A 15,796-nucleotide genomic window follows, 5' to 3' on the forward strand; every position below is an offset into this window, starting at 1 on the left:
GCGCCGCTTCCACCGCAACACGCTCCACGTACGCCTGAAGGAAACCCCATGGCACAAGTCATCAACACCAACACGATGTCGTTGAATGCTCAGCGCAACCTGAGCACCTCCGGCAGCTCGCTGGCCACCACCATCCAGCGCCTGTCGTCCGGTTCGCGCATCAACAGCGCCAAGGACGACGCGGCTGGCCTGGCGATCTCCGAGCGCTTCGGCACCCAGATCCGCGGCACCGACGTGGCCATCCGCAATGCCAACGACGGCATCTCGCTGGCCCAGGTCGCCGAAGGTTCGCTGACCGAAATCGGCAACAACCTGCAGCGCGTCCGTGAACTGGCCGTGCAGTCGTCCAACGCGACCAACTCCGCCAGCGACCGCAAGGCCCTGCAGGCCGAAGTGACCCAGCTGGTCAGCGAAATCGACCGCGTCGCCAAGCAGTCCGACTTCAACGGCACCAAGCTGCTGGACGGTTCGTTCTCCAGCCAGCTGTTCCAGGTGGGCGCCAACGCCGGCCAGGCGATCGCCATCGACAAGATCGTGGATGCCACGACTGCCAAGCTCGGCACCTCCACGTTCGCTACCGGCAAGGTCGCCACCGCGGATGCTGATCTGACCGCCGATGCGACGTTGTCCGGCACCATCAAGGTCGGCTCGACCACCGTCAACCTCGACAAGATCGAACTGAAGAGCGGTGCGACCGTCGCCGATCAGAACAAGGCCGCGGTTACTGCCATCAACTCCAAGCTCGGCGAGACCGGTGTGCTTGCGGAGTTGAATGACGCCGGCGAGATCGTGGTCACCCAGGTGAAGGATGGCATTGCAATGACCGATGCCGACATCACCATCACCGGCCCGGCAGGCTTCGATCACACGGCCGACGCTGCTGTGACCACCGCCAACGTCGCGAATCTGGATGTCTCGACGGTGACGGGTGCGCAGAAGGCCCTGTCGCTGGTCGACAACGCCCTGAGCTCGATCAACAACACGCGCGCCGACCTCGGCGCTGTCCAGAACCGCTTCACCTCGGTTGTGGCCAACCTGCAGACCTCCACGGAGAACCTGTCGGCCTCGCGCAGCCGCATCCGCGATACCGATTTCGCCAAGGAAACCGCAGAGCTGACCCGCACCCAGATCCTGCAGCAGGCCGGTACGGCCATGCTGGCCCAGGCCAACCAGGTGCCGCAGAACGTGCTCAGCCTGCTGCGCTGATCCACGGCTGCATCGTCCCCGCCGCCGGCTTCGGCCGGCGGCGCGGGCAACCCGAGGCATCGCAAAGCACGCGCAGGAACGGGCCATGGCCATGGGACCGGACTCTCTCCCGGTCGCCACATCATCGTGGCCATGGCCCGCCCCTGCGGCAGAACTGTTATCAGCGCTGTTTGTTTGACTGAACACCCCGGGTGGCTTCGTCTCCCCCCGCTTTTCAGTAGCCTGACCCCTCCTCTGCATTGGAGGAGGGTTTTTTACAGACCACCTATCAAGGGCGCGCATCGCCGCCCCTGCCCCAGGGCTCCTGCAACCGGCGTGCCAAACCCGCCCCCGCCCTGGCTGGCACAACTCGTGCATCAACGTGGTTCTAAAGACCCGGCGGCTACGGCCGCTACTTTCGTTGATGGCATCGCCCTGCGACTTCACTGCAGTGGCAACAAACAGGAGATACAACGTGGCGGACTTCGGTTACGGCGGCATCGGTTCAGGACTGGATATTTCCGGCATGGTCAGCAGCCTGGTGGCAGCCGATCGCAAGCCGGCGGACAACGCACTGAACCTGCAGCAGTCCAAGGCCAAGATGCAGCTCTCGGCGATCGGCACGGTCAAATCCGCGTTCGACACCCTGAACACGGCGCTGAAGGCGCTGAAGGCGAATACGGCCTTCGATGCCCGCACGTTCACGGCCAGCAAGCCCGGCACCGACGAGATCTTGACGGTCAGCGGGACGAATTCTGCGGCGGCGGGCACCCACCTTGTCAACGTGGAAAAGCTGGCTACCGCACACAAGCTGATCTCAAACACCGAGATACCGAAAACAGACACGTTCGGCGCCGGAACCCTGACGCTCACCGTTGGCGTCGGCGATAAGCAGAAGACGCTGAACATCAACGTCGAAGCCGACGACACGCTCAGCTCGATCCGGACGAAGATCGAGAAAGCCGGCCGCGCCTCGGGCGTACAGGCCACGCTCATCGCGTCTGGCGATAACCAGATTCTGTCCCTCTCGCAGGAGAAGTCGGGCGCCGCCAACGCCATCACGCTGACTGCCGCACCAGGCAATACCAAGCTGGCCGACCTCGCTGCCAGTCTGAAGGAGCGTACGCCGGCCGCAGACGCCAAGCTGACCATCGACGGCGTGGCAATCACCAGCAGCGAAAACACCGTCACTGACGTGGTGCCCGGCCTCACCCTGAACCTGAAGAAGGAAGGCGAAAGCACCGTCACCATCAGTACCGACGTCGCCGCCGCGCGCAAGGTGATGCAGGACTTCGTCACCGCCTACAACGGCGCCATCGCGGCGATCAACACCGCGACCAAGTACGACATCGAGAACAAGGAACCGTCCTCGCTGACCGGCGATGCCCAGATGCGCGGCGCTTCCAGCCAGCTGCGCAGCATGATGGGCGGCATCCTCAAGGATCTCTCGGCCGCCGGCCTGGACCCCAAGAAGATCGGCCTGCAGACCCGCGCCTATCCCAACGCCGATGGCAGCCTGGTGCTGGATACCGCCAAGTTCGACGCGGCCCTGGTCAATCAGGGTGGCGCGGTACGCGAAGCCTTCACCGGCGATGACGGTGCAGCGGCCAAGCTGTTTGCCATGGTCGACGGCTATGTCAGCACCACCGTGGGCAAGGAAGGCGCGTTCGTCTCGCGCACCACGAGCCTCAACACCACGCTGACCGACATCGACAAGCGCCGCAAGGCGCTGGATGTGCGCATGGAAGGCGTGTCCGAGCGTTACAAAAAGCAGTTCCTCGCGCTCGACGCGCTGATGAGCAAGATGAGCCAGACCATGACCAGCCTCACCTCGCAGCTCTCGCAGCTCAGCGGCTGATCGATCGCGGCAGCGGACTCAAGTTGAACTGGCCCGCTGCCGATATCACTGGCAGGACACCCCGCAGGCTCCACCCGGTGCCGACGATGTCGCGAACCTCGCGGCCCCGCATGAAGGAGACATGATTGATGTACGGTTCCAACCGTCAATTCACCGAGCAGTACCGCAAGGTCGGCGTGCAGAGTTCGGTTACCGATGCCGACCCGCACAAGCTGGTGGCGCTGCTGCTGGCCGGTGCCTGCGAACGCCTTCGTCTCGCGCTGGCCTGCATGGAACGTGGCGACCAGGCGCGCAAAGGCAAGGCGATCGGCGAGGTCTGTGCGATCGTCGGCCATCTCAACGGCTCGCTGGACCATGAGGCCGGCGGCGAAATCGCGGGCAATCTGTCCTCGCTGTACGACTACGTGATGCACCGGCTGACCGAAGCCAACCTGCACAACGATCCGGCCGCGTTGACCGAAGCCCTCGAGCTGCTCGGCGAGATCGACGCCGCGTGGAATGCCATCCCCCAGCAGCAGCGCCAGACTGCGCAGGCCGCCCCGTGAGTTCGCTCGGCGCGCTGAACGCCCGGCTCGATGCACTGGAAACCGCGCTGCACGACGAGAATTTCGACGAGGCCGGGTTGCAGCTGGATGCCCTCGATGCTGCCCAACAGGACTACCTGGCCGGCCCGTCGGCCCTGTTCGATGTGCCGGGCCTGTCCTCGCTGCAGGCGCGCCAGCAGCGCATCATGCTGTTCATGATGCGTCAGCGCGAAGACGCCAGCCGCCACATCCACAACGGCCACCAGTCCCTTCGCGCCGCCCAGGCGTACCTGACCGCAGAATCCCTGTCATGACCGACCTTCGCACCAGCGCCATCCATCACCCGGCCGAAAGCGAGCTGTTCGATGAGACGCTGAGCTGCGAACTGGCGCTGCCGGCCGAGTTCCGCATCGGCAGCGCGGTGATCCGCCCCGGGACCGCCGAGACCCTGCTGCGCAGCGTGGCCCTGGTCGAAGACGCGCGCGGCGACGACGGCCATGACGACCGCAGCGATGCGACGCTGCAGGTACAGCGCCTGGAGGCCAAGCTGGATCTGGTCATGGTGCTGCTGGGCCGGCTGGTGCGCCAGACAACCCAGGACCTGCCCCTGCGTCCGCTGCGCTGGTCGCGCCGCGGCATCCGCCTGGAACAGGGCACGCGCAGCGGCGCCACCCCGGGGAGCATGGGCGTGATCCGCCTGCAGCCCTGCGACTGGCTGCCCGACCATATCGACCTGCCGGTGGTCATCGTCGCCGAAGCCGCCAACGGCTCGGGCGCCCACTATCTCTGGCTGCGCTTCGAAGGGCTCAGCGACGCGCTGGAGATGGCGCTGGAACGTCATCTGTTCCGCCTGCACCGCCGCCAGATCGCCGAAGCACGTCGTCTGCGCTGACCATACGCTCCCGACTGTGACCCAATCGGCTTGGCGGTAGGCCTTCACTCCGTTAAGGTGACGACCTCCCCGCTTCCCTAGCAGCCTGTGCGCGTTCTCATCGTCGATGATCACACCCTGGTCCGTGCCGGCCTCAGCCGCCTGCTGCAGGGCTTTGCCGACGTCGAGGTCATCGCCGAGGCCAGCAACGCCGAGCAGGCGCTGCAACTGAGCGTGCAGCATTCCCCGGACGTGGTGCTGATGGACCTGTCCCTGCCCGGCCGCACCGGCCTGGAAGCCCTGAGCGACATCCTGCTGCGTACGCCCGGCTCGCGCGTGGTGATGATGACGATGCACGACGATGCCGTGCACGTCCGCGATGCGCTCGACCGGGGTGCGGTCGGCTTCGTGGTCAAGGATGCTGCCCCGCAGGAGCTGGAACTGGCGCTGCGTGCCGCCCATGCCGGGCAGGTGTTCCTGAGCCCGCAGATCTCGGCCAAGATGCTGGCGCCCATGCTGGGCAGGGAAAAACCGGTCGGCGTGGCGGCCCTGTCGCCGCGCCAGCGCGAGATCCTGCGCCAGATCGGCAAGGGCGAAAGCAACAAGGAAATCGCCGCCGACCTCGGCATCAGCGTCAAGACGGTGGAGACCCACCGCGCCCGCATGATGGAATCGCTGGGCTGCCGCCGCGCCAATGATCTGGTGCTGCTCGCCGCCCGCCACCAGCACGAGCTGGAGTGAAGTGCGCCGGTTCTCCGGCACACAGCGGGCAGCCGGCCGATCGGTGACGGATTATTGAAGCCCGGCCGGCGGTGCCGGCGACCACAGTGCAAGGCCCGGCCGTCCAGCAACGTCAAAATACCGCGCTGGTGTAGGGGTTTTCCCCACACACTGTCAGGCATTTGACGACCCGACTCAGGAACCCCCTGATTCCCGGCGTACGGGAACAGAAGCAAGATGTGTTCCATAACGCACCGGGGAGTCGGTGCGAACGGGGAACCACCTTGAAAGCCTCCATGTCGACCCAGATGGGTCAGCAGCTTCACCTCACGCCGCAGCTTCTGCAGTCCATCCGCCTGTTGCAGCTTGACGGGATGCAGCTGGAACTGGAAATCCGCCGTGCACTGGACAGCAACCCGCTGCTCGAGCTCGAGGAAGCGCCGGAGCCGGTAGCGGCCGAGACCGCCGAAGCCACGACCGGCCAGGACGTGGCCGCCTTCGACGAACTGCCCGAGAGCACCATGTGGGACGTCGCCGGCGCCGGCTGGCAGGATGGCGACGATGACCGCATGCAGCGCGTGGCAGCGGGCGAATCCTCCGACCCGCAGCTGCGCGCCCTGCAGCGCCTGGCGATGGAGCTGGATGCCCGCGAACTGGCCGTGGCCGGTTTCTGGCTGGAGCACTGCGATGACGCCGGCTATCTGGATGCCCCGCTCGCCCAGCTGACCCTGCTGGCCAGCGCCCGCTGCGATGTCGATGCCGCGGGCGTGGAAGCGGTCCGCCAGCAGATCCTGCACGGCGACCCGGTCGGCCTGGCCGCGCAGGACCTGCATGAATGCCTGAGCGTCCAGCTGCGCGCCCTGCCCGGCCGGGTCCCCGCCCGCCATCTGGCCCAGCGCGTGCTCGATCACGGCCTGGCCGCACTGGCCGCACACGATTACCCGGCCCTGGCCCGGCAACTGGATGCCGAAGTCGCCGATATCCATGAAGCGGTCCGCCTGATCCTGTCGCTGCAGCCGCGCCCGGGCGAAAGCCTGCTGCCGGACAGCAACGGCGTGGTCATCCCGGACGTGGTGGCCTGGCACGCCGATGGCCAGTGGCGCGTGGCGCTCAATCCGGCCACCAGCCGCCGCCTCAGCATCAACCCGCACTACGAACAGGCCCTGGCCGAGACCACCGAAGCGGCCCAGCCGCTGCGCGACATGCTGCAGGAAGCGCGCTGGCTGACCCGTGGCCTGTCGATGCGCTATGACACCCTGCTGCGCACCGCGCGGGTGATCATCGAGCGCCAGTCCGGCTTCCTGACCCGTGGCGAAGAAGCCATGGCGCCGCTCACGCTGAAGGAAGTGGCCGACGAAATCGGCATGCACGAGTCCACCGTCTCGCGCATCACCACCGGCAAGTACCTGCAGACCCCGCGCGGGACGCTGGAACTGAAGCATTTCTTCGCGGTCCGTCTGGAAGGCGCCAGCGTCTCCGGCCAGGCCGTCAAGGCCATGGTGCGTCGCCTGATCGAGTCCGAGCCGGCCGCGCGCCCGCTGGCCGATGAAGCCATCGCCGGCCTGCTCTCGCGCCAAGGGGTGAACATCGCCCGCCGTACCGTTGCAAAATACCGCGAACAACTGGACATCGCCCCGGCGCGCGAACGCCGCCGCAGCCATGCCAGCACCCCGCACCTCCTGGCCCGGGTGGGCTGAAGGAAATGGAAGACATGAACAAGCTCACCGTCCTGCTGGTCGACGACCACGAAGGTTTCATCAACGCCGCCATGCGCCACTTCCGCAAGGTCGACTGGCTCGATGTGATCGGCAGCGCCGCCAATGGCCTGGAAGCGATCGAACGCTCCGAGTCGCTGCGCCCGAAGGTGGTGCTGATGGACCTCGCCATGCCGGAGATGGGCGGCCTGCAGGCGACCCGCCTGATCAAATCGCAGGACGACGCACCCTACATCGTCATCGCCAGCCACTTCGATGACGCCGAACACCGCGAGCACGCCCTGCGCGCCGGGGCCGACAACTTCGTCAGCAAGCTGTCCTACATCCAGGAAGTGATGCCGATCCTGGAAGGCCTGAAGGGGAACGGATCATGAGCGAATCACGCATCCTGGTCGTGGACAACGACGCGGTCCGCGCCGAGCGCACCGTCGCCCTGCTGGAGTTCATGGACTTCAACCCGCGCTGGGTGGCCGACGCGAACGATTTCGACATCACCCGCCATCGCCCGAACGACTGGATGGCCGCGATCATCGGCGGCCTGGACGGCTCCGAGCGCAGCGACGCGCTGTTCGCCTGGCTGGGCAAAGGCGCACTGCCGCCGCCGGTGATGCTGATCGATGGCGACACCACCGCTTTCGCCCGGCAGTACGGGCTGCACGAAGCCAATGTGTGGCCGCTGGAAGCCCCGCTGCGCCACGCGCAGATGGAAGGCCTGCTGCGCCGCGCCAGCCTCAAGCGCCTGGATGCCGAGCACCAGGCCGGCGCCGTGCAGGACCAGGGGCCGACCGGCGAGGGCCCGGCCGTCACCCAGCTGCGCCGCATGATCGAGCAGGTCGCCGCGTTCGACACCACCGTGCTGGTGCTGGGCGAATCGGGGACCGGCAAGGAAGTGGTCTCGCGCTCGATCCACCAGCGTTCGCCGCGCCGCGACGGTCCGTTCGTGGCGATCAACTGCGGCGCGATCCCGGCCGACCTGCTGGAAAGCGAACTGTTCGGCCACGAAAAGGGCGCCTTCACCGGCGCGCTGAGCGCCCGTAAGGGCCGTTTCGAAATGGCGGAAGGCGGCACCCTGCTGCTGGACGAAATCGGCGACATGAGCCTGCCGATGCAGGTCAAGCTGCTGCGCGTGCTCCAGGAGCGCAGCTTCGAGCGGGTCGGCGGCAACCAGACCATCCGCTGCAACGTACGCGTGATCGCCGCCACCCATCGCGATCTGGAATCGCGCATCGCCGACGGCAAGTTCCGCGAAGATCTGTTCTACCGGCTCAACGTGTTCCCGATCGACGTGCCGGCCCTGCGCGAGCGCAGCGAAGACCTGCCCGCGCTGGTCACCACCATTGCCGGCCAGCTGGCCCGTACCGGGCGCGGCGAAGTGCGCTTCACCGGCGAAGCGCTGCAGGCGCTGGCCACCTACGAATGGCCGGGCAATGTGCGCGAGCTGACCAACCTGGTCGAGCGCCTGGCCGTGCTGCACCCCAGCGGCAACGTGCGGGTGCAGGATCTGCCGGCGCGCTACCGCGGCGATTTCGCCGTCCCGGCCCCGGTCGTGGCGGCCGTACCGGCGGCGGCGGCCGACGAGCGCCTGGACCTGCGCAGCTTTTCGTTCCACACCCCGGGTGCCCAGGGCACCACGGCAGCTGACAACGGCAGCGGCCCGGCTGCCCGCGCGCCGGCGCTGCCGGACGACGGCATGGACCTGCGCAACCACATGGCCAGCATCGAATTGAACCTGATCAACGAAGCGCTGGAACGCACCCAGGGCGTCGTCGCCCACGCCGCCCAGCTGCTCGGCCTGCGCCGCACCACGCTGGTGGAAAAGCTGCGCAAGTACGGCATCGAGCGCGACCAGACCGAACTGGCCGGCTGAGCGGATTGGCAGCTGGAAAGCAGAAGCCCGGGCACGTCCCGGGCTTTTTTTTTGACCCCACCCTCCGCCGGTTTTCCGGCGTCGACTCTCCGGCACGCCAGCGCAACACACTGCCGCTGGCGCATGCCGTCGCACCGCGCCCGCCCTATGCACAGGGACGGCTGAATACGCAAACCCCCGCCCCCCTTACGAAACTGAATCGCTCATCGGTTTCGGCACGGCACTTGCAACGTATTCACCCGTAACCCACCCCTGCTTCGGAACGTTCCAGATGTCGCACTCCGTCACCTCGATCCTTTCTCAGATCCGCACCTTCCAGACCCAGATGGGGCAGCCCGCCGTCAGTCCGCTGACGGAGCTGCCGCGCAGCAATGCCATCCAGGGCCTGGTGGCCCCCCAGGAGATCCAGGGCCCCAGCTTCACCGAAACCCTGCGTGGCGCCATCGCCGGCGTCAACGATGCGCAACAGAAATCCGGCGCGCTGGCCAAGTCCTTCGAACTGGGTGAACCCGGTGCGGACCTGGCCAAAGTGATGGTCGCCTCGCAGCAGTCCCAGATCGCCTTCCGCGCCACCGTGGAAGTCCGTAACCGTCTCGTCCAGGCTTACCAGGACGTGATGAACATGCCGCTGTAAGGATAGAAACGCATGGCCCTGTCGCTCTCCAAAGAATCGCTGAACACCGAAAAGGCTGGACAGTGGTTCGACCGGCTGCAAAGCCTGCAGATCACCCGTCGGCTCGGCCTGATGGCGATGATCGCCGTGGCCGTGGCGGCAGGGCTGTTCGTGTTCTTCTGGTCGCAGAAGCCGGGCATGGTGCCGCTGTACACCGGGCTGGACCAGAAGGCCACGGCCGAGGCCACCGACCTGTTGCGCGCGGCGCAGATTCCGTTCCAGCTCGACCCCGCCACCGGCGGCATCACCGTGCCGGAGAAGAACCTGCACGATGCCCGCCTCAAGCTGGCCGGCTCCGGGCTGACCGACAGCGGCCGCCTCGGCTTTGAACTGATGGAGCGCGATCCGGGCTTCGGCGTCAGCCAGTTCATGGAGAACGCCCGCTACCAGCATTCGCTGGAAACCGAGCTGTCGCGCACCATCAACACGCTGCGCCCGGTCCGCGATTCGCGCGTGCACCTGGCCATCCCCAAGCCCAGCGCCTTCACCCGCCAGCGTGACGTGGCCAGTGCCTCGGTGGTACTGGAACTGCGCGGCGGGCAGCAGCTCGAGCGCGGCCAGATCGATGCGATCGTGCACATGGTCGCGGCCAGCATTCCGGACCTTGCCCCCGAGCGGGTGACCGTGGTCGACCAGAGCGGGCGCATGCTCAGCGTCTCCGACCCGAACAGCGATGCGGCCATGAATGCCGCGCAGTTCGAGCAGGTCCGCCGCCAGGAAACCTCGTTCAACCAGCGCATCCGCGAGCTGCTCGAACCGATGACCGGCCCCGGCCGCGTCAATCCGGAAGTCAGCGTGGACATGGACTTCTCGGTGATCGAAGAAGCCCGTGAGCTCTACAACGGCGAGCCGCAGAAACTGCGCAGCGAGCAGATGAGCGAGAACAGCAGCAACGTGCCCGGCCCACAGGGCGTGCCCGGTGCGGCCAGCAATACCCCGCCCGGCCCAGCGGCCGCCCCGGCCACCGCCCAGGCACCGACCGAAACCTCGAAGAACGCCACCCGCAACTACGAGCTGGACCGCACCCTGCAGCACACCCGCCAGCCGGCCGGCCGCATCAAGCGCGTCTCCGTGGCGGTGCTGGTGGACAACGTGCCGCGCGCCGGGGCCAACGGCAAGATGGCCGACCAGGCGCTCTCGGCTGCTGAGCTGACCCGCGTCGAGGCGCTGGTCAAGCAGGCGGTTGGTTTCGATGCCGAGCGTGGCGATACGGTCTCGGTGATGAATGCCCCGTTCGTGCGTGAGGTCACCCCGGTCGAAGGGCCGAAGTGGTGGGAGCTGCCGCAGGTACAGGACGCACTGCGTCTGCTGCTTGGCGCGATCGTGGTGCTGGCCCTGGTGTTCGGCGTGCTGCGCCCGGCGCTGCGCTCGATCACCGGCCAGACCAAGCCGAAAGACGACGAACTTGAACCCCACAGTGCCGATGTGCAGCTGGTCGACGATGGCGAGGGCCTGCCTGCGATCGGCAGCGAACGCCTGCACGCGGCGGGACATGAACCCCTGGCGTTGCCGGTGGACTCTTACGAGGAACGACTGCGCATGGCGCGTGAAGCTGTAAAGACCGATTCCAAGCGCGTGGCCCAGGTGGTCAAGGGCTGGGTGGCCAATGATTGATGCACCTCCCCCGCTGACCGGCGTGCAGCGCGCCGCCGTGCTGCTGCTTTCGCTGGGCGAACTGGACGCGGCCGAAGTGCTGCGCCACATGGAACCCAAGGAGGTGCAGAAGATCGGCATCGCCATGGCGACCATGACCGACATCACCCGCGAGCAGGTCGAGCGGGTCATGGACCAGTTCGGCAGCGAGCTGGGCTCCAAGACCTCGCTGGGCGTCGGTTCGGACGATTACATCCGCAACATGCTGGTGCAGGCCTTAGGTACCGAAAAGGCCGGCAGCCTGATCGACCGCATCCTGCTCGGCCGCAACACCACCGGCCTGGATGCACTGAAGTGGATGGATCCGCGCGCCGTCGCCGATCTCGTCCGCAACGAGCACCCGCAGATCATCGCCATCGTGATGGCCCACCTGGAAACCGACCAGGCCGCCGATGCGCTCAAGCTGCTGCCCGAGCGCACCCGGGTGGACGTGCTGCTGCGCATCGCGACCCTGGATGGCATCCCGCCGAACGCACTCAATGAACTCAACGAGATCATGGAGCGCCAGTTCGCCGGCAACCAGAACCTGAAGTCGTCCAATATCGGTGGCGTGCAGTGCGCGGCCAACATCCTGAACTTCATGGACAGCGGCCAGGACCAGGCGATCCTGGGCGAGATCGCGCGCATCGACGCCCCGCTCAGTGGCCGCATCCAGGACCTGATGTTCGTGTTCGACGATCTGGTCGACCTGGACGATCGCGAACTGCAGCTGGTGCTGCGCGAAGTCAGCGGCGAACGCCTCGGCCTGGCCCTGCGCGGTGCCGACATCAAGGTGCGCGACAAGATCACCCGCAACATGTCCCAGCGTGCAGCTGAAATCCTGCTGGAAGACATGGAAGCCCGTGGCCCGGTGCGCCTGTCCGACGTGGAAGTGGCGCAGCGCGAGATCCTGGCGATCGTCAAGCGCATGGCCGATGAAGGCACCGTCACCATTGGTGGCAACGCGGAGGCGATGCTGTGAACAACGCCGTGCGCTGGCTTGCCCCGGACCTGCTGGCGGTGCCCGAGCCGCCACCGGAAGAACAGTTCGAACTCACCGAACCGGATCTGGAGTTCGAGCCGGAGCCGTTGCTGCAGCTGCCGACCCTGGAGGAAATCCAGGCGATCCAGGACAACGCCGAGAAAGACGGCTTCGACCAGGGCCACGCCGAGGGGCTGGCCCAGGGCCAGGCCGAAGTGCGCCGCCTGATCGCGCAGATCGAAGGCATCCTCGACAACTTCAGCCGGCCGCTGGTGCGGCTGGAGAATGAAGTGGTCGCCGCGCTCGGCGAGCTGGCGGTGCGCGTGGCCGGCAACCTGGTCGGCCGTGCCTACGAAGCCGAACCGGAGCTGCTGGCACAGCTGGTCAACGAGGCCCTGGACGCCGTGGGCGGTGCAAGCCGCGACGTGGAAGTCCGTCTGCACCCCGACGACATCGCCGCACTGGCCCCGGTGCTCAACCTGGCCCCGAACCAGCGCCTGACGCCGGATCTGAGCCTGAGCCGCGGCGACCTGCGCGTGCACGCCGAAGCCGTGCGCATCGACGGCACGCTGGATGCACGCCTGCGCGGCGCCCTGGATGCGGTCATCCGCAAAGCCGGAACCACCCCATGAATACCGAGCCCCTGCCCCTGCCCCCGCCCGCCGACTGGACCGCCGCACGCAACCTGCGGCTGGCCTCGCGGCTGGACAATATCCGTCCAGACACCGCCCATGGCCGTGGCCTGATCCGCGAAGGCGTGCTGCGCCGTGCGGTCGGCCTGACGCTGGAAGCGGTCGGCTGCGAAGCCCCGATGGGCGCCAGCTGCAAGGTCGAAGTGGCCGATGGGGGCTGGGTCGATGCCGAAGTGGTCGGCTTCGCCGGTGAACGTACTTACCTGATGCCCAGCGCGGAACTGCATGGCCTGCTGCCCAATGCGCGGGTTGTGCCTTCGCTGGGCCGCGGTGGCGTGGAGGTCGGTGAAGGCCTGCTCGGCCGCGTGATCGACAGCGACGGCGTGCCGCTGGATGGCAAGGGCCCGATCCGCGCCGAAGGCACAGTCGGCATGGCCGGCGTATCGATCAATCCGCTGGCGCGCGAGCCGATCACCCAGCCGCTGGACGTCGGCGTGCGCGCGATCAACGCACTGCTTCCGATCGGTCGTGGCCAGCGTGTCGGTCTGTTCGCCGGCTCCGGCGTGGGTAAATCGACGCTGCTGGGCATGATGACCCGCTACACCGCCGCCGACGTCATCGTGGTCGGCCTGATCGGTGAACGTGGCCGCGAAGTGCGTGATTTCGTGGAAAGCACCCTCGGTGAAGAAGGCCTGCGCCGCGCGGTGGTGGTGGCCAGCCCGGCCGACCGCCCGCCGCTGGCCCGCCTGCACGGCGCCTACCGCGCCACCGCGATCGCCGAGTGGTTCCGCGACCAGGGCTTGAACGTCCTGCTGCTGATGGACTCGTTGACCCGCTTCGCGCAGGCCCAGCGTGAAATCGGTCTGTCGGTCGGCGAGCCGCCGACCACCCGCGGCTATCCGCCGTCGGTGTTCGCCAAGCTGCCTGCGCTGGTCGAACGCGCCGGCAATGGCGCGAAGGGCCGCGGCTCGATCACCGCCTTCTACACCGTGCTGACCGAAGGCGACGATCCGCAGGATCCGATCGCCGATGCCGCACGCGCCATTCTCGACGGCCACATCCTGCTCTCGCGCCGCGTCGCCGACAGCGGCCTGTACCCGGCCATCGACGTGGAATCCTCGGTCAGCCGCGTGGTCACGGAAATCGCCGACGAACCGTGGCGCCTGCGCATCCGCAAGCTCAAACGGCTGGTCTCGGCGTACTCGTCCAACCGCGACCTGATCGCGATCGGTGCCTACCAGCGCGGCAACGACCCGGCGACCGACGAGGCGCTGGAGCGCTGGTCGGACATTGTTGAATTCCTCGGCCAGGACGTCGGCAAAGCCGCCGACCTGCCGCACAGTCAAGCCGCCCTCAAGCGGCTGGTGGAACCAGAGACTTAAGCCATGATCCAATCCAAGCGCTTCGACCCCTTGCTGAAACGAGCCCAGGACCACGAAGACGAGGTCGCCCGCGACCTGGCCGAGCGCCAGCGCGCGCTCGACACGCATGTGTCGCGCCTGGATGAGCTGCACCGCTACGCCGAGGAGTACGCCGGCGCACAGATGTCGGCCACCAGCCCGGCTCAGCTGATGAACCGCCGCGCGTTCCTGGATCGCCTGGACAGCGCGGTCGCCCAGCAGCGGCAGACCGTGGACAACAACCGCGAGAAGGTCGATGCGGAGCGCGCCCGCCTGTTGCTGGCCAGCCGCGACAAGCAGGTGCTGGAACAGCTGGCCGCCAGTTACCGCGCGCAGGAAAAGGTGGTCACCGACCGCCGCGACCAGCGCGAGATGGACGACCTCGGGGCCCGGCGCTCGCGCCAGGCGCAGCGCGAAGACAGCGAGAACGGAGGCACCCCGTGATGCCCCCCGCCCTGCTCGGCGGCGCCGCATCCGCACAGAATACGGGCGGCACCTCGGCCAGCCCCCGCGCGGACAGCGCCAGCGGCACCGACCGTCGGGACTTTGACGCGCTGCTCAAGCCGGGCAATGAGGCACCGCGCAACGACACGCCACGCAGGTCGGGCAGCAGCCGCGATGCGGCCAAGAGCACCAACACCACCACTCCGCCCGGCCAGGACAAGGACGCAACCACGCGCCCCGCCAAGCCCGGCGCCAAGAAGGCGGACGATCTGGTCGCCGCCACGGATGCCACGGGCAAAACACCGGCCACGCCGGAGAAGCCGGCCGCCGAACCGGCCGACGACACCGAAGCCGCCTGGCCGCCGCTGGGACTGGCCGGGCTGGCATTGAACGGGCTGCCGGTGCCGGTGCCGGCGCCCACGCCGGTCACGCCTGTGGCGGCCGGTACCGCCGCCGGCGCCAATGCGGCGCTGCCGGCCCTGGCGACTGCCGCCCCGGATGCGAACGCCACCCCGCCAGCGCTGGCCGCCGCGCCGTCCACCGACGGCAGCATCGCACTGCCCGGCTTGGCCGCCGAGGCCGCGCCGGCCGACGATGCCCTGCTGCTGAAGACCTTCACGGACGCCTTGAACGCGGCCACCAACGACGGGCCCGATGCCCCCGCCAGTCCGTTGCTTCATGCGCTGCAGGGCATGACCGAGGCCAAGCCGGTGGTCGCCAGCCTGTTCACCGGCTCCCCAACCGCCACCCCGCATCTGGGCGGTGAAGACTTTGACGATGCCGTCGGGGCACGCGTCGGTTGGCTGGCGGACCAGAAGATCGGCCACGCGCATATCAAGATCACCCCGAACGACCTGGGGCCCATCGAAGTGCGGCTGCAGCTGGACGGCGACAAGGTACATGCCACCTTCACCAGCGCCCACGCCGATGTGCGTCACGCGCTGGAAAGCAGCCTGCCGCGCCTGCGTGAGCTGCTCGGCGAACAGGGCTTCCAGCTCGGCAATGCCGACGTGGGCCAGCAGCAGACCTCACCCGACGGCGGACGTGGCGATGGCAGCGGCGGCCTGACCGGCGACGACGGAGAACCGGCGCTGGCCGACACCACCCTGTCCCCGTCCCAGTTGATCCGCCAGCGCGGCCTGGTCGACGCCTACGCGTGATCGCGTAGCGGTGCAGCCACGCATGGCGTGGCTGCCCTTGGTTCCGGCGAGGCAAACGTCCACCCCTGTGTTGCGTGCCCACCGCCGCCAGAAACCCGACGCACGCCATCTCCAGCATTCAGGCACGCGCTTT

The 15,796-nt window shown here is 67.5% G+C and carries 16 protein-coding genes; all 16 read left to right on the plus strand.

What is annotated here, in order from left to right:
* Positions 1–48 precede the first annotated feature (48 nt).
* Positions 49–1,206: a flagellin gene (locus HH110_RS07180; protein WP_176989023.1), complete on the plus strand. Its 1,158-nt coding sequence runs from the start codon at positions 49–51 to the stop codon at positions 1,204–1,206.
* A gap of 454 nt (positions 1,207–1,660) precedes the next feature.
* On the plus strand, positions 1,661–3,043 hold the full coding sequence (gene fliD, locus HH110_RS07185; RefSeq protein ID WP_176989024.1) for a flagellar filament capping protein FliD: 1,383 nt from the start codon (positions 1,661–1,663) through the stop codon (positions 3,041–3,043).
* Positions 3,044–3,171: 128 nt separating this feature from the next.
* Complete coding sequence (fliS, locus tag HH110_RS07190; protein ID WP_176989025.1) at positions 3,172–3,588, plus strand: flagellar export chaperone FliS; 417 nt, start codon at positions 3,172–3,174, stop codon at positions 3,586–3,588.
* On the plus strand, positions 3,585–3,881 hold the full coding sequence (locus tag HH110_RS07195) for a hypothetical protein (RefSeq protein WP_176989026.1): 297 nt from the start codon (positions 3,585–3,587) through the stop codon (positions 3,879–3,881). The genes fliS and HH110_RS07195 overlap by 4 nt, the downstream gene beginning before the upstream one ends.
* Positions 3,878–4,459: a PilZ domain-containing protein gene (locus tag HH110_RS07200; protein WP_176989027.1), complete on the plus strand. Its 582-nt coding sequence runs from the start codon at positions 3,878–3,880 to the stop codon at positions 4,457–4,459. Before HH110_RS07195 ends, HH110_RS07200 begins: the two co-directional genes overlap by 4 nt.
* 87 nt (positions 4,460–4,546) lie before the next feature.
* A complete protein-coding gene (locus tag HH110_RS07205) occupies positions 4,547–5,179 on the plus strand; it encodes a response regulator transcription factor (RefSeq protein WP_121036749.1) in 633 nt (210 codons plus the stop codon).
* A 263-nt stretch (positions 5,180–5,442) separates the two neighbouring features.
* Entirely contained in the window at positions 5,443–6,855 is a 1,413-nt protein-coding gene (gene rpoN, locus HH110_RS07210) for an RNA polymerase factor sigma-54 (RefSeq protein ID WP_176989028.1), read from the plus strand.
* A gap of 14 nt (positions 6,856–6,869) precedes the next feature.
* Complete coding sequence (locus HH110_RS07215; protein ID WP_026070040.1) at positions 6,870–7,247, plus strand: response regulator transcription factor; 378 nt, start codon at positions 6,870–6,872, stop codon at positions 7,245–7,247.
* Positions 7,244–8,740: a sigma-54 dependent transcriptional regulator gene (locus HH110_RS07220; RefSeq protein ID WP_176989029.1), complete on the plus strand. Its 1,497-nt coding sequence runs from the start codon at positions 7,244–7,246 to the stop codon at positions 8,738–8,740. Before HH110_RS07215 ends, HH110_RS07220 begins: the two co-directional genes overlap by 4 nt.
* Before the next feature lie 271 nt (positions 8,741–9,011).
* Positions 9,012–9,374, plus strand: a complete 363-nt coding sequence (gene fliE, locus HH110_RS07225) for a flagellar hook-basal body complex protein FliE (protein WP_176989030.1) — start codon at positions 9,012–9,014, stop codon at positions 9,372–9,374.
* Between the two features lie 12 nt (positions 9,375–9,386).
* Positions 9,387–11,027 (plus strand): flagellar basal-body MS-ring/collar protein FliF, encoded by a 1,641-nt coding sequence (gene fliF, locus HH110_RS07230; RefSeq protein WP_176989031.1) that lies wholly within the window; start codon positions 9,387–9,389, stop codon positions 11,025–11,027.
* A 13-nt stretch (positions 11,028–11,040) separates the two neighbouring features.
* The gene (gene fliG / locus HH110_RS07235) at positions 11,041–12,027 is read left to right on the plus strand and encodes a flagellar motor switch protein FliG (protein WP_176989152.1); all 987 of its coding nucleotides are present in this window, start codon (positions 11,041–11,043) and stop codon (positions 12,025–12,027) included.
* Positions 12,024–12,659, plus strand: coding sequence for a FliH/SctL family protein (locus HH110_RS07240; protein ID WP_176989032.1), 636 nt, complete (start codon positions 12,024–12,026; stop codon positions 12,657–12,659). Before fliG ends, HH110_RS07240 begins: the two co-directional genes overlap by 4 nt.
* Entirely contained in the window at positions 12,656–14,041 is a 1,386-nt protein-coding gene (locus tag HH110_RS07245) for a FliI/YscN family ATPase (RefSeq protein ID WP_176989033.1), read from the plus strand. Before HH110_RS07240 ends, HH110_RS07245 begins: the two co-directional genes overlap by 4 nt.
* Positions 14,042–14,044: 3 nt before the next feature.
* Positions 14,045–14,503, plus strand: a complete 459-nt coding sequence (gene fliJ / locus HH110_RS07250; protein WP_176989034.1) for a flagellar export protein FliJ — start codon at positions 14,045–14,047, stop codon at positions 14,501–14,503.
* Entirely contained in the window at positions 14,503–15,663 is a 1,161-nt protein-coding gene (locus HH110_RS07255; protein WP_176989153.1) for a flagellar hook-length control protein FliK, read from the plus strand. The genes fliJ and HH110_RS07255 overlap by 1 nt, the downstream gene beginning before the upstream one ends.
* The last annotated feature ends 133 nt before the right edge of the window (positions 15,664–15,796 follow it).

It is taken from the genome of Stenotrophomonas sp. SAM-B (assembly GCF_013387485.1).
GTDB lineage: Bacteria > Pseudomonadota > Gammaproteobacteria > Xanthomonadales > Xanthomonadaceae > Stenotrophomonas > Stenotrophomonas maltophilia_AA.

Excerpts from the sequence above, each read along its gene's own strand:
- HH110_RS07180 (WP_176989023.1), top strand. The coding sequence starts at position 49 with ATGGCACAAGTCATCAACACCAACACGATGTCGTTGAATGCTCAGCGC.
- fliS (WP_176989025.1), top strand. The coding sequence starts at position 3,172 with ATGTACGGTTCCAACCGTCAATTCACCGAGCAGTACCGCAAGGTCGGC.
- HH110_RS07200 (WP_176989027.1), top strand. The coding sequence starts at position 3,878 with ATGACCGACCTTCGCACCAGCGCCATCCATCACCCGGCCGAAAGCGAG.
- HH110_RS07215 (WP_026070040.1), top strand. The coding sequence starts at position 6,870 with ATGAACAAGCTCACCGTCCTGCTGGTCGACGACCACGAAGGTTTCATC.
- HH110_RS07220 (WP_176989029.1), top strand. The coding sequence starts at position 7,244 with ATGAGCGAATCACGCATCCTGGTCGTGGACAACGACGCGGTCCGCGCC.
- fliE (WP_176989030.1), top strand. The coding sequence starts at position 9,012 with ATGTCGCACTCCGTCACCTCGATCCTTTCTCAGATCCGCACCTTCCAG.
- fliF (WP_176989031.1), top strand. The coding sequence starts at position 9,387 with ATGGCCCTGTCGCTCTCCAAAGAATCGCTGAACACCGAAAAGGCTGGA.
- HH110_RS07245 (WP_176989033.1), top strand. The coding sequence starts at position 12,656 with ATGAATACCGAGCCCCTGCCCCTGCCCCCGCCCGCCGACTGGACCGCC.
- fliJ (WP_176989034.1), top strand. The coding sequence starts at position 14,045 with ATGATCCAATCCAAGCGCTTCGACCCCTTGCTGAAACGAGCCCAGGAC.
- HH110_RS07255 (WP_176989153.1), top strand. The coding sequence starts at position 14,503 with ATGCCCCCCGCCCTGCTCGGCGGCGCCGCATCCGCACAGAATACGGGC.